Here is a 22,998-nt window from a genome sequence, read left to right as displayed (position 1 = left end):
ATTCCAGGAAACTAAGTTGCGCGATGCCTTATTCTTTTCGTTCTGGACAACAATCGGTCTATTGTGAATCAAACCTTTAATTTACCTACAGAAAAAGGAAAGTATATACTCGTTGTTGACATTGAAACGGATAAAGGAAATCCTCAATATGTTGGTAATATAGCTGTTCAGTAAATTAATTGTGCCCCACAGGAAGTCATGGAAAAGGTATTGCAGATTAAAAATGATTAAGTTTTTAAGGAGAATTTCGATGCCGATTATTATCCACAAGCAGTTTGTAAATGCACCTATACAAGTATGTTTTGACCTTGCCAGAAACGTCGACATTCATATAAAGACGACGGCGAAAACGAAGGAAAAGGCTGTTGGTGGGGTAACAAATGGCTTATTAAATGCAGGTGACTCCGTTACTTGGGAAGCTACTCACTTCGGAATTAAACAAAAACTGACGGCAAAGGTTATACATATGCAACAACCAACTATATTTGTGGACATAATGGTGAAAGGCGCATTTAAATCATTTACCCATACTCATAAATTTGTAGAAGAAAAAGACGGCACTTTAATGATCGATATATTTGAATATAAGTCGCCATTTGGTCCATTAGGCATAATTGCTGACAAATTGTTTTTGTACAGATATATGGAAAGCTTCATTATTAATCGAGCAAAAGAATTAAAAAAGCTTGCAGAGATTAAGGGAGGGCATAAATGGCGGTCTCTGAAATCATTATCATGATGCTTGTTTATGGAGGTCTTTTTTTATACACCGCACGATTAAGTTCTTCCAATAACAAAATTATTTTTTACGGTCACTATATTTTCTTAATAGTTTTATATTGTCTCATATCTATTGCTATTTGGTTCATCTATAAAGGGAATGAAGTTCATATTAATTACCATAGCGGATATGAACCAATTAGTTTGACTAATAAGGCTATCTTTACAATCGTTTGTTTCAGCATTTATAATCTGATTTTAATTTTAGTAAGCAAGAGATTAAAAAGAAAAAGTCTTGTATTAAAGAAAGTTGCTGCACTCGAAAGGAAATTAGAAGAAAATAAGTAAATGGCTATAGAAAGGAGTTAGGAATAACATGATTACATTAAGAAATGTGCAAAAGTCAGATTTAGAAGAGCTGGTAGTCATTGAAAATGAAGGCTTTACAAATGAAGAGGCTGCAACAAGGGAAGCGTTTCTGGAAAGAATTAAGTTGATCACGGATACGTTTATTGTCGCTGAAAAAGATGGAGTGATTGTTGGTTATATTAACGGTCCAGTAATTCCTCAATTATACATAACGGATGACCTTTTTGAAGAAATAAAAGAAAATCCTAAAAAAGGCGGATACCAAAGTATATTAGGAGTAGCTGTTTCTAAAAAGGCGAGGAATCTAGGTATCGCTCGAATCTTAATCAATAAAATGGAGCAGTTGGTAAAAGAAAATGAACGACAAGGAATTACGTTAACATGTAAACAGGAATTGGTTTCTTTTTATGAAAAACTCGGCTTTGTAAACCACGGCATTTCTGAATCACAGCATGGCGGTGGTAGCTGGTATAACATGGTCAAACTGCAAGAGAATATGGATTAATTATGGGGGGATTTCAATGTAATGTGAAATCCTCTTTTTATTTTCGGTTATTCAATATCAGCATTTTCCATTATAATGGAACTAACAAATTTATACAGAATTGAGTGAATAATATGGGTACTTCAAAAGTTACAGAACATCAATGGAATGCTAGTTTATACGATGGTAAGCACTCGTTTGTTTCAAAATATGGCAATAGTTTGGTGGAATTGTTAGCTCCTAAGGAAGGAGAACGAATACTGGATCTTGGTTGTGGAACAGGGGATTTAGCAAATACTTTATTTGAGTATGGCGTGGAAGTAGTAGGTATCGACAAATCTGAAAATATGGTGAAACTAGCGTCTAGTAAATACCCGCACATACCATTTACCGTTCGAGATGCTACAAAATTAACCTATCAAAATGAATTTAATGCGGTATTTTCTAACGCAACCCTCCATTGGGTGCACTCGCCGAAAGAAGCTGTGCAATGTATTTACCAAAGCTTAAAACACGGCGGTAGAATGGTTGCTGAATTTGGAGGAAAAGGCAATGTACAAACAATTACAGATGAAATTATTCAACAAATAAAAAATGCAGGCTACGAATTTAAAGAAGCACAATTTCCCTGGTATTATCCGAGTATTGCAGAGTACTCAAAGCTGATGGAAGAGGCAGGATTCCACGTGACTTTTGCCCAACTATATGATCGACCAACGCCTTTAGATGGTGAAAATGGTTTGAGAAATTGGATTGGCATGTTTGGCAGTATGTTATTTTATGGCATTCCCGAACAAATACAAGATCACATAATCGCTAATGTAGAAATGAACTTAAAGGATGTTTTGTATCGTGAAGGCATTTGGGTGGCAGATTATAAAAGGATTCGTGTAGTCGGAATTAAATAAGTAGTTCGCCTTGCCTTTGTTTTATATTGAAGAAGTAAGTAAATAACTAATTGAAATATAAATTAAGTATAAGTTAGGTGAATATAGATGAAAAAGTCCTCTCCAAAGCTTCCTTTAACATCTGAAGAAAGAATAAATTTAAGAAAGTGCAAAGTGAAATTGAATGAGATCGCACTTATGGATATACCACAATTAACTGCATGTTTACAATCAACTTCCGAACGTGCTAAATACCTCCGTGGACTAGCTCAATTCCAAACTATCCCTTCGATTGGACCAAAGTTGGCTCAATGGGTTACTGAATTGGGTTATTATTCTTTAGAGGAATTGAAAAACGAAAATGGTGCTGATTTAACTAATCGATTGGAGGAACACTTCGGTTATTGGGAAGACCCGTGTGTAGAGGATTCGTTAAGATGTATCGTACATCATGCTAACCATTCAGGCAGCGAAAAAAGTTGGTGGCATTTTACGGATGAACGGAAACAATATCGGGAGAAAAATGGATACCCTGTTTCAAGACCAGCGACATCTTGGCATGATAAGAAAGATAAAAGCAAATAGAGTAAGATTAAGCAGAATTAATAAGATAGAAAGTTACAGGACCAAGGGAGGGCTAAATTTGGCAATTCATAGAATAGATCATGTAGGTATCATAGTAAACGATCTTACGGCGGTTAAAGAGTTTTTCATTGAATTTGGGTTGGAAGTACTTGGTGAAGGGGAAGTGGATGGGAAATGGGCAGAGCGGATTATCGGGTTTACTGATGTGAAAGCAACCATTGTCCTTTTAGGGATGTCGGATGGCCAGGCAAATTTGGAGCTGGTCAAGTTTCATACAGCCTCAGAGATAGAAAGTATACAGCAATCTTTAAAAAATCATATTGCCTTTGCCGTTGAAGATATTGAAACGGTCGTTGCTAAATTGAAAAAGAAAGGCGCGGAAGTAATTAGTGAAATCCAAAACTACAATAATATATATAAATTATGCTTTGTTCAGGGACCAGAAGGCATAACTTTAGAGTTAGCTGAGAAAATGAGATAAACTTTAAGTGGAAGATTTCAACTTAATAGTACATTTTCATAGTAACCTTGGTGGGAGGAATAGAATTGGCAACTAATGCAGTTTTTCAAAGAGATATTAAAAGTTTTTGGTACCCAGAGTACAATAAAAATGGATATCCTCATGTGCAACAAGGATTCATTCTTCACCCTGATCGAAACGCTGAATTCGATCCTTTTATTTTAATGGCAGAAGATTGGTATAAGCGTGGCGTTTTCTCTGATCACCCACACCGTGGCTTTCAAACGGTAACATATGTTGTAGATGGCAGACTAGAACATATTGATAATGCTGGCGGTTACAGCATTTTAAATGCCGGGGATGTCCAATATATGAATGCAGGTTGGGCAGCTAGACATGCAGAAGAAGCGTTCGAGGACGACTTGATTCATACATTGCAGCTATGGCTAAATCTGCCGAAAAGTTTAAAGCATACAAAAACGTCTTATCAAAATATTTTTGTTGAAGATGCACCTGTAGTCAATATCGCTGGCGGATTCGTTCGAGTTTATTCAGGGAATATTGCAGGTGTAACAGGACCTATGCAAAGTTTAGTTCCGATTACGATGACAGAAATTGCTCTTCGTGAAGGTACTGAATACACACATGTTTTACCCGAAAACCATAATTCATTCCTGTTTATGTTGGCAGGAGAGATGGAATTTGGGGAAAGCAAGATAAAAATAACGAAAACGGGAGCAGCAACGATTTCATTTAACGAAGATGGCTCAGAAGTAAATTCAAGCGAATTAAAAATTAAAGCATCAACACGATCTAAAGTTTTGATTTATTCAGGTGTCCCAATTAGAGAAGAAGTCGCTCTAGGTGGACCGTTTGTGATGAATACAATAGAAGAAATCAGAGAAGCATTCCGTGATTTACAGCTAGGTGAATTTGGCCCACCAGCTGTGAAAAAGTAAAACTAATTAGCAATTAATAGCAAACAGTACAATGAACCGGATGGAATTTAGCCATCTGGTTTTTTGATTTTATCAGGTTCGACTCTACAATTATGGTAAAATTTAAAATATAAGGAGAGGATTTCATGGATTTATTATCATTTGCCTTTTTAGGATTTTTGCTTTACATTGTTGTATTTTTGGCAGTCAAGCATGGGATTAATTATTCGGAACTTGGAATTTTAATAAAAAAGAAATATAAGATTGAAGAAGAAATGCCTAACTTGAGTAATGACGACATTGAAAAAGAGTTAGAAAAAGATATCCATAAACAAAACTAATCGAGAAATATAGGGGGATAAGTGTGGAGATTAAAAGGCTGGAAAAACAGGAAAATGTTCCCTTGGAATTGTTATTATTGGCGGACCCTTCAAAAATTATCGTTGAAGATTATGTAGCAAAGGGCGAATGTTTTATAGCCGAAAATGAAGAGCAAACCATTGGTGTCTATGTACTGTTACCGACAAGACCGCAAACTGTAGAAATTGTCAATGTAGCAGTAGCTGAAGATCATCAGGGAAAAGGAATTGGAAAATTATTAGTAAGTCATGCGATTCGTATAGCCAAAACACAGGGGTATAAAACGATTGAAATTGGTACGGGAAATTCAAGTATTGGGCAATTAGAGTTATATCAAAAATGCGGTTTTCGAATTGTTTCAGTTGATCATAACTATTTTATTAAGCACTATTCAGAAGAAATTTACGAGAATGGCATCCAGTGCATCGATATGATTAGGTTATCGCAAGATTTATAAGGGGGATAAGGATGAAAAAATTATTGTTTTTATTCTGTTTGTTTTCCATTTTGCACATCACGACTGCTTGCAGTAACCAAGATGAACCTATTACAACAATTGAAGCCGCAATTTCACAGTTGACAGAGGATGAATTTGAAAGTGTCGGGACTCATGAGTTAAAAAATCCTCAAATAGATGATTTCAGGAAATTTACATTCAACGTGGAAGTAGACAATGTAGCTGGACAGAAAGTGGAATTTTCATTTAGCGATAGTTGGAAAGATGCGATCGATTCATTTGATGCTACTGACCGTTATTGGTTTGGAGGCGGTAGTGAACAAAATAATGTGGGTGAGAATGTCGCAAAGCATGCTCAGGAATTTGTCTTTTATTCTAAAGAATTAAACGAAGTATCAATGAGAGAGGCATTGAATACAATTATTTTTGAAGTAAGCATAGACCAGATAGGAGAAATCGTGACAGAAGAATATAAGGTTGGGGATTTAATTGAATTTGAGTAACTTCGTTGATGGAAAGTAATAATTAAAAATGATTGGAGAAATCTTCATGAAAATATACAATCTAGCAAGTCCATTTCTAAATCAATACGAGCCTTCAAAAGAGTACTACGAAAGTTACTTTAATCATCATCCAGAAATCTTTAGTTATTATTTTGAAAATCACTGTCACAATAAAGAACTGAAACTTGAAAATGCTTTAAAAGCGCATCCAAATATGATTGATCAAATGAACTGGGTTGCAAAGAAATTAAAATCGCTCACACCCCAGATTACAAAAGAATATGAAAAGCGGTTTCCGATAATATTTTCAAAAGATGTTTATATTTTTGTTGGTCTAGGTGGTTCCAATGCTTATGCTTATCGTTCCATGGACCCTCATATTGCTTTTTGTGTTGAAAAATTTGAACCGTATGAAGAAGGACTAAATGTAATAATTGCGCATGAATTTGGCCATGCAGTCCATCATCTTTACACAACACATAATGGGATTGAAGCAAAAGATATTAAATGGTCTAATCCGTTGACATGGCTATTGCAAGAGGGTGTAGCAACTTTTTTATCAACTTTAGTAGTAAATGTAGACCAAGATATTTATTTTGCATATAAACGTGATCCGGAGTGGCTTTCATTCTGTGAAAAAAATATAGCAACCATTATCAATGCTTTTCAAAAAGATTTAATTCAAAGTACATCAGCAGAAATATTTAAAGAATGGTTCTCGATTAATGGGGGTCAAACTTTTGGCTACAGTCGGATTGGTTATTATATTGCTTATCTTTTAGTAAAACGTTTAGCAGGTGAAAAAGGTATTGAAAATGCAATGCTTTATTGGGGACATTCAGATTTTGAAGAGAGAGTGAAAACGTTATTACACACGATTTAAATCAAATATAGTAACTCACTATCTTTAATGGATGCTGTTAAATATGAGATGGAGAAATGTGTTAATTAGAATCCTCATGTTTTTTCAATGTATTTAACTGCTTCTCAATTTCTAGTTCGAGAAGATTTAATTTCTAGGTAATTGTGCTATTGGCAAACTCTGAGAAGATAAAAAGAGAAAAGTAGTTACACATTGCAGTCATATATTGGGGGAGTAACATGATTATAATTAATTCAGTTGTTTTGTGGGTAATTATCTCAATGTCCATTAATACTTATTTAATGACTTTACCGATACCGGTTATAAGAAAAAAGGATTTTCCGACTACCTACATGATTCAGCACGAGAATCGAATTGATTTCCAAAAAGGCACGGAATGCGCGGCGTTTTCAACAGCGTACTTGCTGCGTCACTTTGGCAGGGATGCTGAAGGTGAAGCGTTATATAAGCATTTTCCCAACAAAACAAGAGCAGGCAATGTATATCCAAAAGGGATACGTACTGTGTTAAGAAATTATGGATTTAAGACTAATTATTATAAAGGTAGTATAAATACATTAAAGTCCGAAGTCAGTAAAGGAACGCCAGTAATTGTTTTTATTAAAGTACAGAAGGAACTCAAAAATCTGCATTTTGTTCCGGTAGTAGGGTATGACAAAGAGTACATTTACCTTTCGGAATCATTGAGTCATTTAGTAAATGATGAAGGAGAACAGAAGAACTATAATCGAAAAGTTCCGGTTGAAGAGTTTAAAATACTTTGGGATGTAAAGAGAATTCACACGCTTCCATACAGCAATACATATATAGCAGTAGATGCAAAATCAAGCTAACAAATCGATTAGCAGTAGGTGAAAATAGTGAAAGTATTTGGAGAAAAATTAAATGGCCTTAATTATGAATTAAGAAAAGGGGGTTATGCCGTTATATTTAATTTAAAAATGAATGAAGTCTTGACAGTCCAAACTTCAAGGGGTGATTACTTTTTGCCGGGTGGCGGGATTGAAAATCATGAAAACCATTTGCAATGCCTCGAAAGAGAAATACTTGAAGAAACAGGATATAACGTAGTGATCGGCCCTTTTATAGGGAACGCAAAGTGCTTTTTTCTCTCAACCAAAAAAAAGCCTATTCTAAATGATGGCTATTTCTACTTCGCACAATTATTAAATAAAATTCAAGATCCCATTGATGACGACCATTTTATAAAATGGATTGAGACAGATAAAGCCCGGGATCTCTTAATACATGCCCACCAGAATTGGGCAGTTAAAGAAGGACTAAAACAGAAAACAAGTAAAGATGAGCTAGCTAAATAAGACAGGGATTATACTGCTTGTTTTCTTAGTTACTTTGCCAGTTACTTTATTGTGTTGCTATTCATTGCACACTCAACTGTTTTTAATTATTTTTATATAACTTAAAATGTGCATTCACCTGCCCTTGAGTCATAATTTTTTTGGCTCTTTTTTCTTTTTTAATAATATTTTGACGGATTTCAAATGTACTGACACCGTCCTCTACTTCATTGCTGATAGCAACTAGAACTTCCACATCTTGAAAGGAATACTTCCGTGTTCCACTAGCATTACGCTCAGGAAATATAAGATTTCTTTCCTCGTAATACCTAATCTTTCTTTCGGTAAGCCCCGTTAATTCACTAACTACACCAATATTAATCACTTTCTTATACTTAAATGAATCGTCTACTTTCATATAACATCCCTCCTTTTTATAAGAGAAAAGCATAGTATTATATGTCACTTAATATAACACAAAAAATCTAAAAATAAATAATATTTAGAAAAATTAGAAAAAGTGTGTAAGAAAATCTGACATATTTAATGTTTTCGAATTGTGAATCGTTTAAATTCAATACATAGCTTAATACTTTTTTAGAAAAGTGAAGTAGGTGATAAAGTTGAAGTTTGAAGGTGTTGCGGTAGAAAAAATCTCCCAAAATATCGTAGAACAAATTCGAAAAAAACTAATCAATGGTAGCCTGCAACCAGGTGAAGTTTTACCGTCTGAAGAAAATTTATCGAAGATCTTTGGGGTGAGCCGGAGTTCCCTTAGAGAAGCTTTACAAATTCTTGAGATTCAAGGAATTGTTGATCGGAAAAAGCGAAGTGGTACGGTCATCCGAAAACTTTCGATTTTAGAAATGGCTAATATCTACTTGCCACGATCTGACGAAGAAAGTCTCTTGGATTTGATGGAAACACGTGAAATTTTAGAAGTTGCGATTGTAGAACTAGTTTCAGAAAGAGCAAGCCCTAAAGATATTCAAGAGCTTGAGAGTTTACTCGGATGGATGGAGAACAATCCGGAAGAAGCAGCTGAAGCGGACGTTGCATTTCATTTAGCTTTAGCGCGGATGAGTCGTAATGAAGTAATGTTCAATATTGTGAAATCACTGAAAGGGACAATGGATCGCTTGCAGGAAAGAACGATTTATTTACCTGGTAGATTAGAACAAGTATTAGTTGAACATCGAAAGATTATCGAAAGTATTAATTCGAAAGATCCTGAATTGGCCAAAATATATATGAAAAGACATCTTCGAAAGGTCAAAGGTTTACTGGAAAAGTTATAAGTGTTTTCTAGAATCAATAAGTCGGATTATAAGATTTATTGCTGATAACTCTTATAGCTTATCCATTACCGTGAATAAGTCAGACAATATGATGTAACAGACTAGTAAGTGAGAAGGGTGGATGATGTTATGCAGTTGGTTGTAGAAAGCATTAATAAATCATTCGGAGCTAAAAAGGTTTTGAATGATATCAATCTTACAGTTAAGCCTAGTGAAATCATATGTGTACTAGGACATAGTGGATGTGGGAAATCGACACTTTTAAATTTAATTGCAGGTTTTTTGAAAGCTGATTCCGGGGTGTTACAAGTTGATGGAGTAGACATAACAGGTCCTAATAAATCAAGAGGAGTTGTTTTCCAAGATCACGCTTTATTTCCCTGGTATGACGTGTTAACGAATATTGCCTTTGGTTTAACGGTACAAGGGATGCCTGAAAAAGAAGCAAAAGTATTAGCGGAGCAGTATCTCAATATGATTGGTTTAAAAGATTATGCCAACCATTATCCAGATGAGCTTTCGGGTGGGATGAAACAACGAGTAGGAATTGCTCGTGCTCTCGCAAGCGGACCAGAAATATTATTGATGGACGAGCCTTTTGGAGCATTGGACATTTTAACGAGGGATACGATGCGTAAAGAATTATTGAAAATTTGCCAAGAGCTTAAGCCGATGGTGATTTTCGTTACTCATAGCATTAGCGAAGCAATTCATTTAGGGGACAGAGTTGTTGTTATGAAAAAAGGTCAAATTGCTAAAGTTTACGATGTGGGTATTGAGCATCCTCGTACTTACAATCATCCTCGTTTTTCGGAATTGATGACAGAAATTGAAGGATTGCTGATGGATGAAGTGGATGCAAGTCAAGTAATACGAGATTAGGAGGGAAGCATATGAAAGATGCAGCATTAACTGAAAGTTTACCACGCGAAAAAAAGAGTGTGAAGTTAAAGAGTTTTAATGCAAAGGTTGCCTTAAAAGCATTTTTACCAATCGTAGCGTTCTTTATTGTTTGGGAATTATTTGGACGCTTAAATCAGAATCTTGCTTGGTTTAACCCCGTATTTTTACCGCCTCCAACTTTAGTAGTTGCTGATGGTTACGCACTTGCACAAACAGGAATGCTTACGAGCAGTATTATTTCGAGTACGCTTCGTATCATCGTTGGTTTTTCAATCGGTGTTATGGCTGCTATTGCAATGGGTGTTGTAATGGTACGCTTCAAGTTCGTTGAAACGTGGATTGCACCTATTATCAATTTAGTAGGGCCGATTCCTGCATTAGCTTTATTGCCACTATTCATTATCTGGTTTGGTATTGGCGAGTTTCCTAAAGTGCTATTAATTGCTTGGTCAACATTTATTCCAGTTTTAGTATATACGCTAGACGGATTAAAGTCAGTGAACTCTACGCTAGTACGATCAGCTTTAAGTTTAGGTGCTAGTCAGAAACAAATATTTACTCGGGTAATAATCCCATCAGCGATTCCAAGTATTCTTGTAGGGGTTGAAGTAAGTTTAGGCTTATCGTTTTCCGCGTTGGTAGTTTCTGAAATGATGGGAGCTGAGAGTGGTTTAGGTTATATAATTGTTGACGCCCGAAATTATTTCAAAATTTCGAATATGTTTGTCGCTATTGTATTAATCGGTATAGAGTACAGTTTATTTGCCTACTTATTGCGCAAATTTAAAAATAGAATTTTATTCTGGCGTAAAGGTGGAGCACATGCTGCCATTGAAAAATAAGAATTGACCTAGGAGGGGTATTGATGAAGAAATTTAAACATATCTTTACTTTATTAATCTTAACAATGTTGCTAGTAGCTTGTGGAAATGAAAAAGAGGAAGTTTCAAGTAGCTCAGCTAAAGGCGCAGAGGTTGAAAAAAAAGAGTTGACGTTGATGGGGGTACGTGACGCTCAAATTTCAGCAGCTCAAATTATTGCCGAAAAACAAGGTTATTTTGAAGCAGAGGGTGTAAAAGTTAAAAACCATTTAATCGAAAATGGTCCTGAAATGGGGTCAATGATTGCTGGTGGAAGTGCACCGATTAGTTTAATGTCTAACTTTTTACCATTAACAATCACAGCTTCAGATGTAAATGTAAAAGTAGTTGCGGTATTAGACCAAATGGCTGGTACACAAGCGATGGTAAGCCGACCTGGTTTGAAATTAGAAAGTGCAAAAGACTTAGAAGGATTAAAAGTAGGGATGCCTAATGGTGCTGAAGTTTATTACGCAATAAAAAGTATGGGTGAAGAATTAGGTGTAGATGTCAGTAAAATCGATTACATCAACTTAGCACCAAGTGACGGTTTAGTTGCATTACAACGAGGTGATATTGATGCATTAGCTGCGTGGGAACCATTTATTACTAAAGGTACTCAAGTCGGTGGAGAATTTATTTTAAGTGGTCGTCAAAGTAATTTACCTGAAAAACAAGGTGAAGTGAACTGGTTAAGTGTTCACTCAACATTAATTGCAACTGATGATTTCTTAGAAAAAAATCCAAACACAATTAAGGCTTTAATTCGTGCACTGAAAAAAGGGACAGACTTCATTAATGACAATCGTGAAGAGGCTGTAAAAATCTTATCACCTGAATTACGTCTAACAGAAGAAGAGTTATCAGAAATCATGAACCGTAACTTCTATTCAATGGAAGTAGACAATACGTACTGGAATGACAGTAACAGTGAAGGGATCATGGATTACTTCTTAAGTGTTGGCAACATTCCTAAGAAACCTGATGTCGAATCATATCATGACTTTACTTTATTAAAAGAAGTGTTCCCTGAGTTAATTACAGCAGACGCTTTAAAATAAAACTGAAGGTGGGATATCCAATGGAGATTAATAAAAAACGTTTAGAAAATATGTTTGAAGTAGTTTCAGAGTTTGGGAAAATTGGCGAAACAGGGCTTTGCCGAGCTACATTAAGCCCAGAAGAAAAGCAGACGTTTGAGACAGTTACGGATTGGTTGGAAAAAGCAGGTATTAGTGTACATGTTGATAACTTTGGTAATTTAATTGGTCGATTGGAAGGGAAAAACCCTCATGCACCGGCGTTAGTGATGGGATCACACTTAGATTCACAACCTTATGGAGGTCGTTTTGACGGCACATCTGGTGTGTTAGCTGGAGTTGAAGTATTACTGACTATGGTTGATAAAGGAATTCAGCCGGAAGTTCCGATTGAAGTGATCTCATTTGCAGATGAAGAAAGCTGGCGTTTTAAGAAGGGGCTATTTGGATCGCGAGGAATCGCAGGTCTTTTTGAAGAAGGTGAGCTCGAACGAACAGATAAACAAGGAATTACAAGACGTCAAGCATTAATCGACTTCGGTTGTGATCCGGATAAATTAGAAGCATCTGTTTATCCAAAAGGGGCAGTAGGTGCATTTTTAGAGCTTCATATTGAACAAGGCCCATATTTAGATGTAAATAATAAGCCGATTGGAATTGTAAAAGGAATCGCAGGTCCACTTTGGTTAACTGTTGAAGTAGAAGGTTTTGCTGGACATGCAGGTTCTGTACCGATGAATATGCGCCAGGACGCTTTATTGGCAGCTTCTAAAATGGTTACAGAAATTAATAGAATTGTAAGGGCTCAAGAGGACGTACCAACCGTAGCAACAGTAGGCAGTATCCGCGTATTCCCGGATTCACCAAATATTATTCCTGAAAAAGTGGAATTTACAATCGACTTACGGGATATCGATTTAGAACGTCGTAATGCTTATGAAGAACAGATACGTATGATGATTAATGAAGTAGCAGTCGAATATAATGTATCTTTTTCGATAGTAGAAGATACAAATCAATCGCCGGTAACCATCGCAGACTGGATTCAAGCTGCTATTAAAGAAGAAAGTGAGCAACTTGGTCTGGACTGTCCAATTATGATGAGTGGTCCATTCCATGATGCAACTGTCATGGCAAGTATTTGTGATGTAGGAATGATTTTTGTCAGTTGTAAAGATGGCATCAGCCATAACCCTGCTGAATATGCAAGCTATGAAGATTTAGCATTGGGCACAGAATTGCTATATCAATCGGCTTTAAATATTTCATCTAAAATTGCTGAATTAGTTCCACAATAATACGTTTAAGTGGCAGGAGGGGTGGCAGATGACAGTTTTAATTACAGGTGGTTCAGGTTTTGTAGGAATAAATATTATAGAAAAGATTTTGGATGCCGGAATGGATGTAGTGAATTATTCACTTACACCTGTTCCAGCAGAAGCGGAAACATTATTTCAAAGTAAAGCAGGCCATTATTTCTATATTGAAGGAGATATTTTAAATGGAGATACACTCATACAAACGCTGAATCAATACAACATTAAAAGCTTGATTCATGCAGCTGCTATCACTCCGGATATTGAACATGAAATGAAATCATTTTCAAAAATTTCTTCTATTAATTACAACGGTACGCTATCAGTATTAGAAGCAGCTAAAAAAGTAGGAATTGAAAAGTTTTTCTATATTAGTTCCTGTACCGTTTATGGGGAGACGGGCTATATCGATCCGTTACTAGATGAGAAGAAATCAATTCCATTACCAGTCAATTTATATGAAATAACAAAATATGCGGGGGAGCGTTTAGCCCTTCGCTATAAAACCCTATACGATTTACCATTGACCGTTTGCCGGTTAGGCTACGTATACGGGGCTTGGGAGCATTATACGGGATTACGTCAAACGTTATCCGTACCATTTCAAGTGACTAAAGCAGCTTATGAAAAAACAACGATTCATCTACCAAGACCAGGCGTACGAGACTGGATTTATAGTAAGGACGTTGCTGCAGCTATTTATCACTTAATACAAGTTAAGGAGCTAAAAGAAGATATATATAATATTGGCTCTGGCCAAGTATGGAGCATCGTAGATTGGTGTGAGCTTTTGAAACGGAAATTTCCGGACTTTAACTATCAATTACAGGAAGATTCAAAGTTATGGAATGTAGATTATTTCGGTGAACGAGACATTCAGCAATTAGCAGTTGATCGTTTGAAAGCAGAAGGTTACACACCGCAGTACAGTTTAGATGAAGCATTTGAAAACTATATGGATTGGTTGGCACAAACGTCATTATTCTGGTCGATACCTGCAGATCAACAAATAGTGAACAAATAATAAAATTAAAGAACACTGGGAGGCGTAATGTATGAGTATTTTATTAAAGAACGGGATTATTGTAACAAGTACAGATGAATATGTAGGAGATATTTTAATTGAAGATGAAAAAATTGCGGCAATTGGTCAAAATCTTTCACTTGAAGCAGACCAGGTTATAGATGTTTCAGGAAAGTATGTCTTACCGGGAGGAGTCGATCAGCACGTCCACTATTCTTTTGATTATAAAGGTGCACGCGTACAAGGCTTCGATACTAGTAACGCAGCAATTGTAGGAGGTACTACTACAGTTATCGAATTCGTGAACCAAGCACCAGGCAAGGGCATTGCCGAAACTATTTTTGAATATGAAGAAGATGAGGTAAAAGATGTCGCAATGGTCGATTATTCGTTCCATGGAATTGTTTGCGAACCTTCCGACGAACTCTTTAAAGAAATTCCAAGCTTAGTAGACAAAGGGCTACCAACATTAAAACTATTTATGGCGTATAAAGGCTTACCATTTCATAGTGATGATGAAGCCATCTTTAAAGCATTAAAAGCGGCTAAAGATGTCGGTGTAACAGTAATGATTCACGCAGAAAATGCAGATGTTATCGATATTCTTCAACAGGAATATTTAGCAAAAGGTTTAACGGATCCTTATTATCATGCACTTTCAAGACCGACACTTGTTGAAGTAGAGGCTACGCAGCGTGTCATTCATTTAGCGAATTTAGCTGGTGCACCTGTATATATTGTTCACGTAACGGCAAAAGAAGTCATGGAAGTCATTCGGGATGCGTACATCAAAGGAACACCGGTATATGGTGAAACGTGTACCCATTATTTAATGTTAGACAAAGAAGATTTAGCCCGTCCAAATTTTGAAGGTGCAAAATATGTCTGCTCACCAGCACTACGTGAAGAAGAAGACCGTGAAGCATTATGGAATGCCATTAATAAAGGCTGGTTAAATGCTGTTAGCTCTGATCATTGCGGATTTAACTGGGAGAAGCAAAAGACAATGGGGATTGATGATTTCACAAACATCCCAAATGGTTCGCCAGGTGTTGAAAACCGTCTCGGAATATTATGGACATATGGTGTAAATACCGGCAAGATTTCTCGTCAACGTTTAGTAGACTTATATGCAACAACCCCAGCGAAAATAAATGGTATTGCCCACCGTAAAGGTCATATTGGAGTTGGGTTTGATGCTGATATTGTAGTTTACGACCCTACGCCTGTTTCAATTATCTCGAATGAAACAAGCTTACAAGGAGTAGATTTCAATATTTACGAAGGGCTTAAACAAGAAGGTAAGGTGGACAAAGTATTCTTGCGTGGTCAATTAGCCGTTGAAGATGGCAAATATGTTGGATGCTTAGGTCAAGGGACGTTTATCCCTGGGAAACCATACGGCTTATGCTATGAAGGTTTTGAAAAGAAAGGGGAGTTAGAAAGCGTACTATAAAAGGTTAAAGCGTGTGTTCTCCCAATTTATGACCATTATAGAACATTTAAAGAAACTACAAAATTAAAAAAACATAAAAAATGAGCTAGAATCATTGAATCTAGCTCATTTTTATTTTAACGTCTAAGTTTAAATTTACGCATACGATCGACTAAGAAACCGCCTTTGAATGATTTTGGCTCATATGAAATGATAAATGCCTTTGGTTCAATCGATTCAACAAGGGCGAATAATTCTTTTTCTCGGTTTCGTTTAGCCAAAATCTCATATTTATAACGTTCACTGTCACGACCTTCACTGACAGATGTCGTGATGGCAAAGCCGCTGTTTCTTAATGTTTCGATCAATTCCTGATTTTTTTGCTGCGTATTGATTGTAACTGAGACAAAACCAATAGCCAGTTTGTTTTCAATCATTGTTCCTATTGGTATCCCAATACTAAATCCGAGTGCATACACAATCATTGCGATAAAGTTCTGATCACCACTAAAAATGATAGAAAGTGCAAATACGTTAATTAAAACTTCTAAAAACCCAAAAATTGAAGCAAGAAGTCTCATATCTTTGACTAAGAAAATTGTTCGTAATGTCATTAACGGCACGTAAACGAGCTGTATGACCAGGATTAGGATTATCTCCTGCATGAAATCCCCTCTTTCTTTAAAAATTTACTTTACTTTTTTACTTCTACCCTAATATGAAATTTATATTCTTATTAATTATTTGAGTAATTAGTATAAAATGCAAAAGAATTCAATTGCTTTTATTAAATTAATTTTTCAAACGACCGTTTGTCCAGCTGGATGAATAGTCGTTTTTTGTTTGGAAAGGGGGTTCGGGATAGGTAAAGTCCGGAAGTACAACCATGAATTAGTAGTAATAAAATGAGATTTTATGCACTAGGTCTAATAAAAAACTGCTATCATGATAGTGTTTAAGTCTATTATTTGAATAATAAAGGAGTTGCAAATTTGATAAAATTAATCAGAGTATTACTATTAATTTTACTTTCTTTACTAGTTTTAAATAGTGGCCCGTTGACCTCGAGTGCAAACAGCGTGAATCCTTTACCTTATGAAGATGAGAAGTCAGGAAAAAATAGTAACGCCTATTTAACTACATACGAATTTCTTTCAACCAAAATGAAGGAAGACTTTATTAATGAAATTTATACATATGCAATGAGAGCAAATGAAAAGTGGGGAATCCCTGCTAGTGCGATCATTGGAATGGCCATTCTGGAAAGCGGCTATGGAACAACAAGAATAGCAGAGAATGCAAATAATCTTTTCGGGATAAAGGTTTGGGGATATAATCCGAAGAACGCCTGGCAGCTGAAGGGACAACCTGATGAAGATTATGAACCGGTACCTGTTCTAATCGATTACGGAAAAGACCGTAAAATATATGATGAAAGCAAAAGAAGAGATAACTGGTATCGTGCTTTTACTTCCTATAAAGAAGCGGTTAATTATTTAGCAGGGAACTTGTTGTTAAACGAAAGGTATCGTTTCGCAAAAACCATTTATGAAGAAAGAAGGAAAAAGGGATGGAGCTATGAGCGAGCTTCCAAAGAATATTTATTCGATATTGCCAATGCCGGCTATATCCATTTGGGTGGGGAATACTATCGAAATAAAGTAGGCTCCATCATGGACGAATATGATTTATATCAATATGATGATAGGAAATTAAAAGATATAGATGGTCATTGGGCTGAAGAACAGATTCTATTCTTAACTGAAAAAGGTTGGATCTCTGGCTATCCTGATGGTACATATAAACCGAACCATTCGATAACAAGAGCTCAAGCAGCTGCTATTATAAGTAACTTTTTAGCATTGACGTCAACAAATAAAAACATCTACTTTAGTGATGTAATTAAGAGCTTTTGGGCTTCAGAATCTATTCTTTTAGTAGCACAACATAAAATAATTAATGGTATCGGTAATGAACGTTTTTCACCAAATACTTTTTTAACTAGAGCGCAAATGGCTCAAATCTTTTATAACGCCGGATTTTATAGTCAAACTGTAAATAATCGTGTAAATTCATTTAAAGATGTGGAACAAAATTTTTGGGCATTTGTTGCGATTGAAACGATGAAACAAGAAGGAATTATGGCCGGCTATAATGCAAGCCGATTTGGTCCGAATAATCCTACAACTAGAGCACAAATGGCAGCTATGATTTATCGAATACATGAAAAAGGCTTAAATAAATAATCCAGCATAAAAAAGAAGCACTGAATTGTGCTTCTTTTTTAATTTATCTAGGAACCTTTGTAAATTCATTTACCATACCAATAAAATATTGAAGTATTCGAACATCATCCGTCAGTTCGGGATGAAAAGAGCAGCCTAAAAATTGTCCATCTCTAGCTAATACAATCCGTTCTTCATATGTAGCAAGTATTTCGACCTGTTCACCAATGGTTACAATATGCGGAGCTCGAATAAAAACTGCTGATATGTCATCACCAATTGATGGAATTGCTAAAGCAACTTCAAAACTGTCTACTTGTCGGCCGAAAGAATTTCTTTCTACTTCAACATCCATTAAACAAAGGTGAGGGGTAATGGAACCCTTAATCTTTTTTGCCAATAGTATGAGACCGGCACATGTCCCGAACATGGGAATCCCTTGCTGTGCCAATGCTTGTATAGGTGCTAATAAGTCATTGCGTTCTATAAGCTTACCGATAGCTGTACTTTCTCCACCAGGCAAAATAAGACCATCAATACCACATAAATCATTGCCTGTTTTTACTTCCACAGCTTCATGATCAAGAAGTTTAATTTGATTCATATGCTCACCTACTGCACCTTGTAATGCAAGTACTCCTATTTTTGCCATACTACCAGCCACGCTCCTGCATCCGTTCATTAACATTCAGTGTAGCTATTTCAATTCCTTTCATCGGAGTTCCAAGTTCCTTCGAAATTTCAGCAATCAGTTTGTAGTCTTTATAATGTGTTGTTGCTTCCACAATGGCACGCGCGAATTTTTCAGGATTCTCTGATTTGAATATACCGGAACCAACAAATACACCATCTGCACCAAGTTCCATCATTAACGCGGCATCTGCAGGTGTAGCTACGCCACCCGCAGCAAAGTTCACAACTGGTAAACGTCCTAAACGTTTAATTTCCAACAGTAATTCGAATGGGGCTCCTAAATTTTTTGCCTCTGTCATTAATTCGTCCGCATTCATTCCTATAACACGACGTACTTGAGCATTGACTTTGCGAAGATGACGAACTGCTTCTACAATGTTGCCTGTCCCCGGTTCACCTTTAGTACGGAGCATAGAAGCCCCTTCGCCAATACGTCGAGCTGCTTCTCCTAAGTCACGGCAACCACAAACAAATGGCACTGTATAATCACTCTTTAGTAAATGGTATTCTTCATCAGCCGGTGTTAAAACTTCACTTTCATCGATATAGTCAACACCCATTGACTCTAAAACCCGTGCTTCTACAATGTGACCAATTCGTGCTTTTGCCATAACAGGAATCGTGACGGCATTCATCACTTCTTCCATAATCCGAGGATCCGCCATACGGGCAACACCGCCAGCTTTCCGGATATCGGAAGGCACACGTTCCAGCGCCATCACTGCTACTGCCCCTGCCTCTTCCGCAATTTTTGCCTGTTCAGCGTTAATGACATCCATAATAACGCCGCCCTTTTGCATTTCTGCCATTCCACGTTTTATTCGATCAGTTCCAACTTGTACCATGTAAATAACCTCCATTCCTGTAATGATTCTTAGTATAATGAAAATTGACCGTATTAAAATATCCAATTATTCATTAATCGATAAGGTCAGTAGAATTTTGTCTGAAAACATAAGGATTAGAGTACGAATGAATATTCACTTAAGGAGTCGGATAATTCTGTTATAATTATGATTGTAAAAGTTTCTACTTACTGGATAAGGAGGATACGAATATGATAAATAATCTAGATTTGAAGCACTTACAACGTTGTGTTGAATTAGCAAAAATTGCGCTTGAAAAAGGTGACGAGCCATTTGGTTCAGTACTTGTTTCCGCCGATGGAGAGGTCCTTTTTGAAGACCATAATCACGTGGCAGGTGGTGACCATACCCAACATCCGGAATTTGCAATAGCGCGATGGGTAGCAAATAATATGAAACCTGAAGAAAGAATCAAAGCGACAGTATATACTTCCGGGGAACATTGTCCGATGTGCGCTGCAGCACACGGTTGGGTTGGTTTAGGCCGGATTGTTTATGCAAGTTCATCTAAACAATTGGTAGAATGGCTAGCTGAATTGGGCCAAGCTCCTTCACGTGTACGGAATCTTTCCATTCAAGAGGTTATTAACGATATTACTGTCGATGGTCCTGTTCCAGAGCTAGCGGAGGAAGTTCATCAACTCCATCGTCAGTTTCACGAAAAGAGAAGTTGACTATAAATCCATTTTAAAATAGAAGTGGATAGGTTGAGATGGTTGAAAGCAAGCGCGATTCTGTAGTAAGGATCAGCGCTTATTTTCATTAAAAGTCCATAAATCTGAAGGAGAAAAATATAGTAGGAATTTTTTATTTAACAATCAACAAGCGTAGTTCATTAATAAGGAATGCGTCTTCTTTATAAAGACTGACAAAATAGTGAAATATAAAAGGGGTGTATGAAATGTGGCAGCAAAATCATAAAAGTGTAAAAATCTATTTTAAAATATATTTAATATTGGCAGTCTTTTTATTAGCAGGCTGTTCATCTATTCAAAATGTCATATCTGAAGATGAAGCAAAACAAATGGTCTTGGATCATCATTTTAACCATAATAGTAAAACTGAAATACGATCTGTTGAATTGAAAAATAATAAATACTTCATTGCGTGGGAAATAAAAGATAATTGCGAACTTGGGAAAGATAGTGTCAATAAAAAAGGCGAAATCGAGATGATTGAAGCCAGTATTTGTTAGTTAAAATATGCCTTTCAGAAGGAATCTAAGGGAAATACGGTCGATAAGATATTTTTGTATTAGTTTTAATAATAATGTCCATTCTTTTATAGAAAGAGGTGAAAGAATATGGAGAGAGTGGCGCACTATTTTTGGGCGGTTCGGATTCCGGATGGAATTAAACAAACTATTCACGAGGAACTCACACGAAGTAAACCAATATTCCAGTTTAAACGTTGGGTAGATTTAAATGATTATCATATAACGCTTGCCTTTCTCGGTGCTGTAAATCCGCAGCAACTTTCATCCGTAATTAAATCAGTTGGGAACGCCATACAAAATCAAAAAGCATTTATGTTAGACATTAAAGGCCTGGGTGTATTTGGGGCTCAAAGTTCACCTCGTATATTTTGGGGAGCGGTAAGTGAAGCAGCCCCTTTGTATAAACTTCAGGAAATTGTGCATCAAACTTGTCTGAATGAAGGGTTTACACTAGAAACACGGCCTTATCATCCACATATAACATTGGCACGAAAATGGGGAGGCAATGAAGATTTCAATGTGGACAACTTAGTCACGCATAACCCATTCAAAGCAAAGCCTTTATCTTTTCAAATCACTGAAATCGTCTTTTATAAATCGAATGTTGAAAACACACCGAAATATGAACCAATTGCGACGTTTTCATTAGTATGATTATCTTCATTTTAATATTGTATAAGTAGGCGGGGGCGATTCTGTAAGGTGAATCAGCGCTCGTTTTTTAATCTGTAGTTATAGGGCTATAGAAGTTATTTGGTAAATATATGTCATCAATCTGAAACTTTCTTCCAGTTTATCCGTATAATTTAGTTACCAGAGCAAGGGGGGAATATCATGTATGACATGCCAGGAAGTGGGGATTGGTTATTTAACTTCGGACCAATATTTATGGCACTTATTTTTATTATCATAGTTATTTTAATAATTGGCAATATATTCAGTGGATTAAGACAATGGAAGGAAAATGAGAACTCACCTCGCCTGTCTGTTCCGGCCATCGTAAAAGTTAAACGAACAAGTGTAACGAGACATAATCATCACCATCATGATAACAACCACCACTCGCACAGTACCTCTACAAAGTACTTTATAACATTTGAATTCGAGAGTGGTGACCGATCTGAGTTTCATGTTTCAGGCAAGGAATATGGTATGCTCGCAGAAGGGGATATCGGCACGTTAACTTTCCAAGGAACAAGATATATTGATTTCACTAGAACGTAGCTTACGTAATCCAACTAAGCTCGTTGATATAAAAACCGCGCGATTCTTTTAGAATCAGCGCTTTTTTGTACGCGTGGAATGCTACCCATCATTTGAACATGTATTTTCAAACATGTATGATAATTTATACAAACCAAACTTGAGGAGTGAGAACTTGAAAAAATATGTCCCATTTGTCTTAAGTGTTCTTCTTCTAACAGCGTGTAACGAGACGAATAATAACACGACAGCCGATCAGGATTCCGGAGCAGATACAAAGTCTAATGAAGTAGAAACAACAAATTCTCCAAATAATGAGGAGACAGTTTCTAATCAACCGGCAGGCAATACTGCTACGGCAGAAGATTTTCAAAGTATTATTCCGAGTAATTGGGATGTCAACATGCCAACTGATTTTCCTGTTTCAAAGGACAGCTATTTAACTGCGATTACAACAGCAAATAATAATGTCATAACATATAATTTTTATGAAACTCCATCTAAACTGGCAATAAATGATAACGCTATAAAGCAAATCGGCACGTATACAGGTCAATTAACAATTACCAAATATGATTCAAAGGAATTGGCGAGTAAAGAAATTGATCAAACTATTTTCGATAGTGGACAAGCTGTTGATTTAGGGCACGGAATTACAGGCTACCAGGATGGCGGGGCAGGCTCTCTATTTACAAGCTGGAATGAAGGGCGTTGGGCAATTATTGCCCGGTCATTGACGGAAAAGGCTGAGGAAAGCTTGAACACAGCAAAGGGAACAGTCGAATTTTTAGAAACGAACATGCTTCCGATACCAAAAGATTATGGTTCTTTACATGTCGATGCTGAGCAAACTGGAACAATGGCGAAGTGGCAAAAGGGAAATTATTTATACACAATGACGGATTTTGGTGAAGATACATTACCTTGGATTGTGAAGTTTAAATAAATATTTACACGTATTTTAAGAACAAATTT

At 36.4% G+C, this 22,998-nt stretch carries 30 protein-coding genes; 26 read left to right on the top strand and 4 right to left on the bottom strand.

All coding sequences use genetic code 11. The features are described from left to right. The first annotated feature begins 250 nt into the window (after nucleotides 1–250). From MKY07_RS11060 to MKY07_RS11000, 13 genes are all read left to right on the top strand, one after another. The gene (locus MKY07_RS11060) at nucleotides 251–739 is read left to right on the top strand and encodes an SRPBCC family protein (RefSeq protein WP_014823571.1); all 489 of its coding nucleotides are present in this window, start codon (nucleotides 251–253) and stop codon (nucleotides 737–739) included. Further along, entirely contained in the window at nucleotides 712–1,068 is a 357-nt protein-coding gene (locus tag MKY07_RS11055; protein ID WP_065215780.1) for a peptide ABC transporter permease, read from the top strand. The genes MKY07_RS11060 and MKY07_RS11055 overlap by 28 nt, the downstream gene beginning before the upstream one ends. A 28-nt stretch (nucleotides 1,069–1,096) precedes the next feature. After that, the gene (locus MKY07_RS11050) at nucleotides 1,097–1,594 is read left to right on the top strand and encodes an N-acetyltransferase (RefSeq protein WP_339262170.1); all 498 of its coding nucleotides are present in this window, start codon (nucleotides 1,097–1,099) and stop codon (nucleotides 1,592–1,594) included. A 113-nt stretch (nucleotides 1,595–1,707) separates the two neighbouring features. Further along, nucleotides 1,708–2,481, top strand: a complete 774-nt coding sequence (locus tag MKY07_RS11045; protein WP_339262169.1) for a class I SAM-dependent methyltransferase — start codon at nucleotides 1,708–1,710, stop codon at nucleotides 2,479–2,481. A gap of 87 nt (nucleotides 2,482–2,568) precedes the next feature. Then, nucleotides 2,569–3,045, top strand: coding sequence for a helix-hairpin-helix domain-containing protein (locus tag MKY07_RS11040; protein ID WP_339262167.1), 477 nt, complete (start codon nucleotides 2,569–2,571; stop codon nucleotides 3,043–3,045). 58 nt (nucleotides 3,046–3,103) lie between these two features. Then, a complete protein-coding gene (locus tag MKY07_RS11035) occupies nucleotides 3,104–3,526 on the top strand; it encodes a VOC family protein (protein ID WP_008404040.1) in 423 nt (140 codons plus the stop codon). Nucleotides 3,527–3,591: 65 nt separating this feature from the next. Next, nucleotides 3,592–4,464, top strand: coding sequence for a pirin-like C-terminal cupin domain-containing protein (locus MKY07_RS11030; protein WP_339262166.1), 873 nt, complete (start codon nucleotides 3,592–3,594; stop codon nucleotides 4,462–4,464). 125 nt (nucleotides 4,465–4,589) lie between these two features. Then, on the top strand, nucleotides 4,590–4,784 hold the full coding sequence (locus MKY07_RS11025) for a hypothetical protein (RefSeq protein ID WP_251687376.1): 195 nt from the start codon (nucleotides 4,590–4,592) through the stop codon (nucleotides 4,782–4,784). Nucleotides 4,785–4,807: 23 nt separating this feature from the next. Then, complete coding sequence (locus tag MKY07_RS11020) at nucleotides 4,808–5,260, top strand: GNAT family N-acetyltransferase (protein WP_339262161.1); 453 nt, start codon at nucleotides 4,808–4,810, stop codon at nucleotides 5,258–5,260. Between the two features lie 11 nt (nucleotides 5,261–5,271). Then, the gene (locus MKY07_RS11015; protein ID WP_339262159.1) at nucleotides 5,272–5,763 is read left to right on the top strand and encodes a fructose-bisphosphate aldolase; all 492 of its coding nucleotides are present in this window, start codon (nucleotides 5,272–5,274) and stop codon (nucleotides 5,761–5,763) included. A 46-nt stretch (nucleotides 5,764–5,809) separates the two neighbouring features. Further along, nucleotides 5,810–6,646: a hypothetical protein gene (locus tag MKY07_RS11010; protein ID WP_339262157.1), complete on the top strand. Its 837-nt coding sequence runs from the start codon at nucleotides 5,810–5,812 to the stop codon at nucleotides 6,644–6,646. 218 nt (nucleotides 6,647–6,864) lie between these two features. Beyond that, nucleotides 6,865–7,479, top strand: coding sequence for a C39 family peptidase (locus MKY07_RS11005; RefSeq protein ID WP_339262155.1), 615 nt, complete (start codon nucleotides 6,865–6,867; stop codon nucleotides 7,477–7,479). A 27-nt stretch (nucleotides 7,480–7,506) separates the two neighbouring features. Continuing rightward, nucleotides 7,507–7,965, top strand: a complete 459-nt coding sequence (locus MKY07_RS11000; protein WP_339262153.1) for an NUDIX domain-containing protein — start codon at nucleotides 7,507–7,509, stop codon at nucleotides 7,963–7,965. Between the two features lie 82 nt (nucleotides 7,966–8,047). Here MKY07_RS11000 and MKY07_RS10995 read toward each other — a convergent pair whose 3' ends face one another. Then, entirely contained in the window at nucleotides 8,048–8,362 is a 315-nt protein-coding gene (locus tag MKY07_RS10995; RefSeq protein WP_339262151.1) for a MerR family transcriptional regulator, read from the bottom strand. A gap of 205 nt (nucleotides 8,363–8,567) precedes the next feature. On the opposite strand from MKY07_RS10995, the gene MKY07_RS10990 reads away from it, so the two are divergent. The 7 genes from MKY07_RS10990 (at nucleotide 8,568) to hydA (ending at nucleotide 15,841) form a co-directional block, all read left to right on the top strand. Then, the gene (locus tag MKY07_RS10990; protein WP_339262149.1) at nucleotides 8,568–9,242 is read left to right on the top strand and encodes a FadR/GntR family transcriptional regulator; all 675 of its coding nucleotides are present in this window, start codon (nucleotides 8,568–8,570) and stop codon (nucleotides 9,240–9,242) included. A 129-nt stretch (nucleotides 9,243–9,371) separates the two neighbouring features. Continuing rightward, on the top strand, nucleotides 9,372–10,124 hold the full coding sequence (locus tag MKY07_RS10985; protein WP_339262147.1) for an ABC transporter ATP-binding protein: 753 nt from the start codon (nucleotides 9,372–9,374) through the stop codon (nucleotides 10,122–10,124). Nucleotides 10,125–10,135: 11 nt separating this feature from the next. Continuing rightward, nucleotides 10,136–10,987, top strand: coding sequence for an ABC transporter permease (locus MKY07_RS10980; protein ID WP_339262145.1), 852 nt, complete (start codon nucleotides 10,136–10,138; stop codon nucleotides 10,985–10,987). Between the two features lie 23 nt (nucleotides 10,988–11,010). Beyond that, complete coding sequence (locus MKY07_RS10975) at nucleotides 11,011–12,066, top strand: ABC transporter substrate-binding protein (RefSeq protein ID WP_339262143.1); 1,056 nt, start codon at nucleotides 11,011–11,013, stop codon at nucleotides 12,064–12,066. A 20-nt stretch (nucleotides 12,067–12,086) separates the two neighbouring features. Continuing rightward, nucleotides 12,087–13,343 (top strand): M20 family metallo-hydrolase, encoded by a 1,257-nt coding sequence (locus MKY07_RS10970; protein ID WP_339262141.1) that lies wholly within the window; start codon nucleotides 12,087–12,089, stop codon nucleotides 13,341–13,343. Nucleotides 13,344–13,371: 28 nt separating this feature from the next. Beyond that, the gene (locus MKY07_RS10965) at nucleotides 13,372–14,385 is read left to right on the top strand and encodes an NAD(P)-dependent oxidoreductase (RefSeq protein ID WP_339262139.1); all 1,014 of its coding nucleotides are present in this window, start codon (nucleotides 13,372–13,374) and stop codon (nucleotides 14,383–14,385) included. 31 nt (nucleotides 14,386–14,416) lie between these two features. After that, nucleotides 14,417–15,841: a dihydropyrimidinase gene (gene hydA, locus MKY07_RS10960; protein WP_339262137.1), complete on the top strand. Its 1,425-nt coding sequence runs from the start codon at nucleotides 14,417–14,419 to the stop codon at nucleotides 15,839–15,841. Nucleotides 15,842–15,957: 116 nt separating this feature from the next. Here hydA and MKY07_RS10955 read toward each other — a convergent pair whose 3' ends face one another. Then, a complete protein-coding gene (locus MKY07_RS10955) occupies nucleotides 15,958–16,485 on the bottom strand; it encodes a DUF2179 domain-containing protein (protein ID WP_008404026.1) in 528 nt (175 codons plus the stop codon). Between the two features lie 327 nt (nucleotides 16,486–16,812). Here MKY07_RS10955 and MKY07_RS10950 point away from each other — a divergent pair, with 327 nt between their 5' ends. Beyond that, a complete protein-coding gene (locus tag MKY07_RS10950; protein ID WP_065215791.1) occupies nucleotides 16,813–18,066 on the top strand; it encodes an S-layer homology domain-containing protein in 1,254 nt (417 codons plus the stop codon). 43 nt (nucleotides 18,067–18,109) lie between these two features. Here MKY07_RS10950 and pdxT read toward each other — a convergent pair whose 3' ends face one another. Continuing rightward, entirely contained in the window at nucleotides 18,110–18,697 is a 588-nt protein-coding gene (gene pdxT, locus MKY07_RS10945) for a pyridoxal 5'-phosphate synthase glutaminase subunit PdxT (protein WP_065215792.1), read from the bottom strand. A gap of 1 nt (nucleotide 18,698) precedes the next feature. Beyond that, complete coding sequence (gene pdxS / locus MKY07_RS10940; protein WP_065215793.1) at nucleotides 18,699–19,583, bottom strand: pyridoxal 5'-phosphate synthase lyase subunit PdxS; 885 nt, start codon at nucleotides 19,581–19,583, stop codon at nucleotides 18,699–18,701. Nucleotides 19,584–19,795: 212 nt separating this feature from the next. Here pdxS and MKY07_RS10935 point away from each other — a divergent pair, with 212 nt between their 5' ends. From MKY07_RS10935 to MKY07_RS10915, 5 genes are all read left to right on the top strand, one after another. Further along, complete coding sequence (locus MKY07_RS10935) at nucleotides 19,796–20,278, top strand: nucleoside deaminase (RefSeq protein ID WP_065215794.1); 483 nt, start codon at nucleotides 19,796–19,798, stop codon at nucleotides 20,276–20,278. Nucleotides 20,279–20,505: 227 nt separating this feature from the next. Further along, entirely contained in the window at nucleotides 20,506–20,799 is a 294-nt protein-coding gene (locus MKY07_RS10930; protein WP_065215795.1) for a hypothetical protein, read from the top strand. Between the two features lie 108 nt (nucleotides 20,800–20,907). Continuing rightward, nucleotides 20,908–21,474 (top strand): RNA 2',3'-cyclic phosphodiesterase, encoded by a 567-nt coding sequence (gene thpR, locus MKY07_RS10925; protein ID WP_065215796.1) that lies wholly within the window; start codon nucleotides 20,908–20,910, stop codon nucleotides 21,472–21,474. 180 nt (nucleotides 21,475–21,654) lie between these two features. Continuing rightward, on the top strand, nucleotides 21,655–22,044 hold the full coding sequence (locus MKY07_RS10920) for a DUF2500 domain-containing protein (RefSeq protein WP_065215797.1): 390 nt from the start codon (nucleotides 21,655–21,657) through the stop codon (nucleotides 22,042–22,044). 154 nt (nucleotides 22,045–22,198) lie between these two features. Further along, nucleotides 22,199–22,969 carry a hypothetical protein gene (locus MKY07_RS10915; RefSeq protein WP_339262130.1) on the top strand — a complete coding sequence of 257 codons (771 nt, stop codon included), beginning with the start codon at nucleotides 22,199–22,201 and terminating at the stop codon, nucleotides 22,967–22,969. The last annotated feature ends 29 nt before the right edge of the window (nucleotides 22,970–22,998 follow it).

The sequence above is a fragment of the Solibacillus sp. FSL W7-1472 genome, assembly GCF_037969775.1.
Taxonomy (GTDB): Bacteria; Bacillota; Bacilli; order Bacillales_A; family Planococcaceae; genus Solibacillus; species Solibacillus silvestris.
The sequence above is the reverse complement of the archived record's forward strand: the minus strand, read 5'-3'. Positions and strand labels throughout refer to the sequence as shown.

Excerpts from the sequence above, each read along its gene's own strand:
- MKY07_RS10935 (WP_065215794.1), top strand. The coding sequence starts at position 19,796 with ATGATAAATAATCTAGATTTGAAGCACTTACAACGTTGTGTTGAATTA.
- pdxT (WP_065215792.1), bottom strand. The coding sequence starts at position 18,697 with ATGGCAAAAATAGGAGTACTTGCATTACAAGGTGCAGTAGGTGAGCAT.
- MKY07_RS11015 (WP_339262159.1), top strand. The coding sequence starts at position 5,272 with ATGAAAAAATTATTGTTTTTATTCTGTTTGTTTTCCATTTTGCACATC.
- MKY07_RS11060 (WP_014823571.1), top strand. The coding sequence starts at position 251 with ATGCCGATTATTATCCACAAGCAGTTTGTAAATGCACCTATACAAGTA.
- MKY07_RS11025 (WP_251687376.1), top strand. The coding sequence starts at position 4,590 with ATGGATTTATTATCATTTGCCTTTTTAGGATTTTTGCTTTACATTGTT.
- MKY07_RS11045 (WP_339262169.1), top strand. The coding sequence starts at position 1,708 with ATGGGTACTTCAAAAGTTACAGAACATCAATGGAATGCTAGTTTATAC.
- MKY07_RS10970 (WP_339262141.1), top strand. The coding sequence starts at position 12,087 with ATGGAGATTAATAAAAAACGTTTAGAAAATATGTTTGAAGTAGTTTCA.
- MKY07_RS11055 (WP_065215780.1), top strand. The coding sequence starts at position 712 with ATGGCGGTCTCTGAAATCATTATCATGATGCTTGTTTATGGAGGTCTT.
- MKY07_RS11005 (WP_339262155.1), top strand. The coding sequence starts at position 6,865 with ATGATTATAATTAATTCAGTTGTTTTGTGGGTAATTATCTCAATGTCC.
- MKY07_RS11010 (WP_339262157.1), top strand. The coding sequence starts at position 5,810 with ATGAAAATATACAATCTAGCAAGTCCATTTCTAAATCAATACGAGCCT.
- MKY07_RS11040 (WP_339262167.1), top strand. The coding sequence starts at position 2,569 with ATGAAAAAGTCCTCTCCAAAGCTTCCTTTAACATCTGAAGAAAGAATA.
- MKY07_RS10955 (WP_008404026.1), bottom strand. The coding sequence starts at position 16,485 with ATGCAGGAGATAATCCTAATCCTGGTCATACAGCTCGTTTACGTGCCG.
- MKY07_RS10995 (WP_339262151.1), bottom strand. The coding sequence starts at position 8,362 with ATGAAAGTAGACGATTCATTTAAGTATAAGAAAGTGATTAATATTGGT.
- MKY07_RS10980 (WP_339262145.1), top strand. The coding sequence starts at position 10,136 with ATGAAAGATGCAGCATTAACTGAAAGTTTACCACGCGAAAAAAAGAGT.
- MKY07_RS10975 (WP_339262143.1), top strand. The coding sequence starts at position 11,011 with ATGAAGAAATTTAAACATATCTTTACTTTATTAATCTTAACAATGTTG.
- MKY07_RS10920 (WP_065215797.1), top strand. The coding sequence starts at position 21,655 with ATGTATGACATGCCAGGAAGTGGGGATTGGTTATTTAACTTCGGACCA.
- pdxS (WP_065215793.1), bottom strand. The coding sequence starts at position 19,583 with ATGGTACAAGTTGGAACTGATCGAATAAAACGTGGAATGGCAGAAATG.
- MKY07_RS10930 (WP_065215795.1), top strand. The coding sequence starts at position 20,506 with ATGTGGCAGCAAAATCATAAAAGTGTAAAAATCTATTTTAAAATATAT.
- hydA (WP_339262137.1), top strand. The coding sequence starts at position 14,417 with ATGAGTATTTTATTAAAGAACGGGATTATTGTAACAAGTACAGATGAA.
- thpR (WP_065215796.1), top strand. The coding sequence starts at position 20,908 with ATGGAGAGAGTGGCGCACTATTTTTGGGCGGTTCGGATTCCGGATGGA.
- MKY07_RS11050 (WP_339262170.1), top strand. The coding sequence starts at position 1,097 with ATGATTACATTAAGAAATGTGCAAAAGTCAGATTTAGAAGAGCTGGTA.
- MKY07_RS10985 (WP_339262147.1), top strand. The coding sequence starts at position 9,372 with ATGCAGTTGGTTGTAGAAAGCATTAATAAATCATTCGGAGCTAAAAAG.
- MKY07_RS10965 (WP_339262139.1), top strand. The coding sequence starts at position 13,372 with ATGACAGTTTTAATTACAGGTGGTTCAGGTTTTGTAGGAATAAATATT.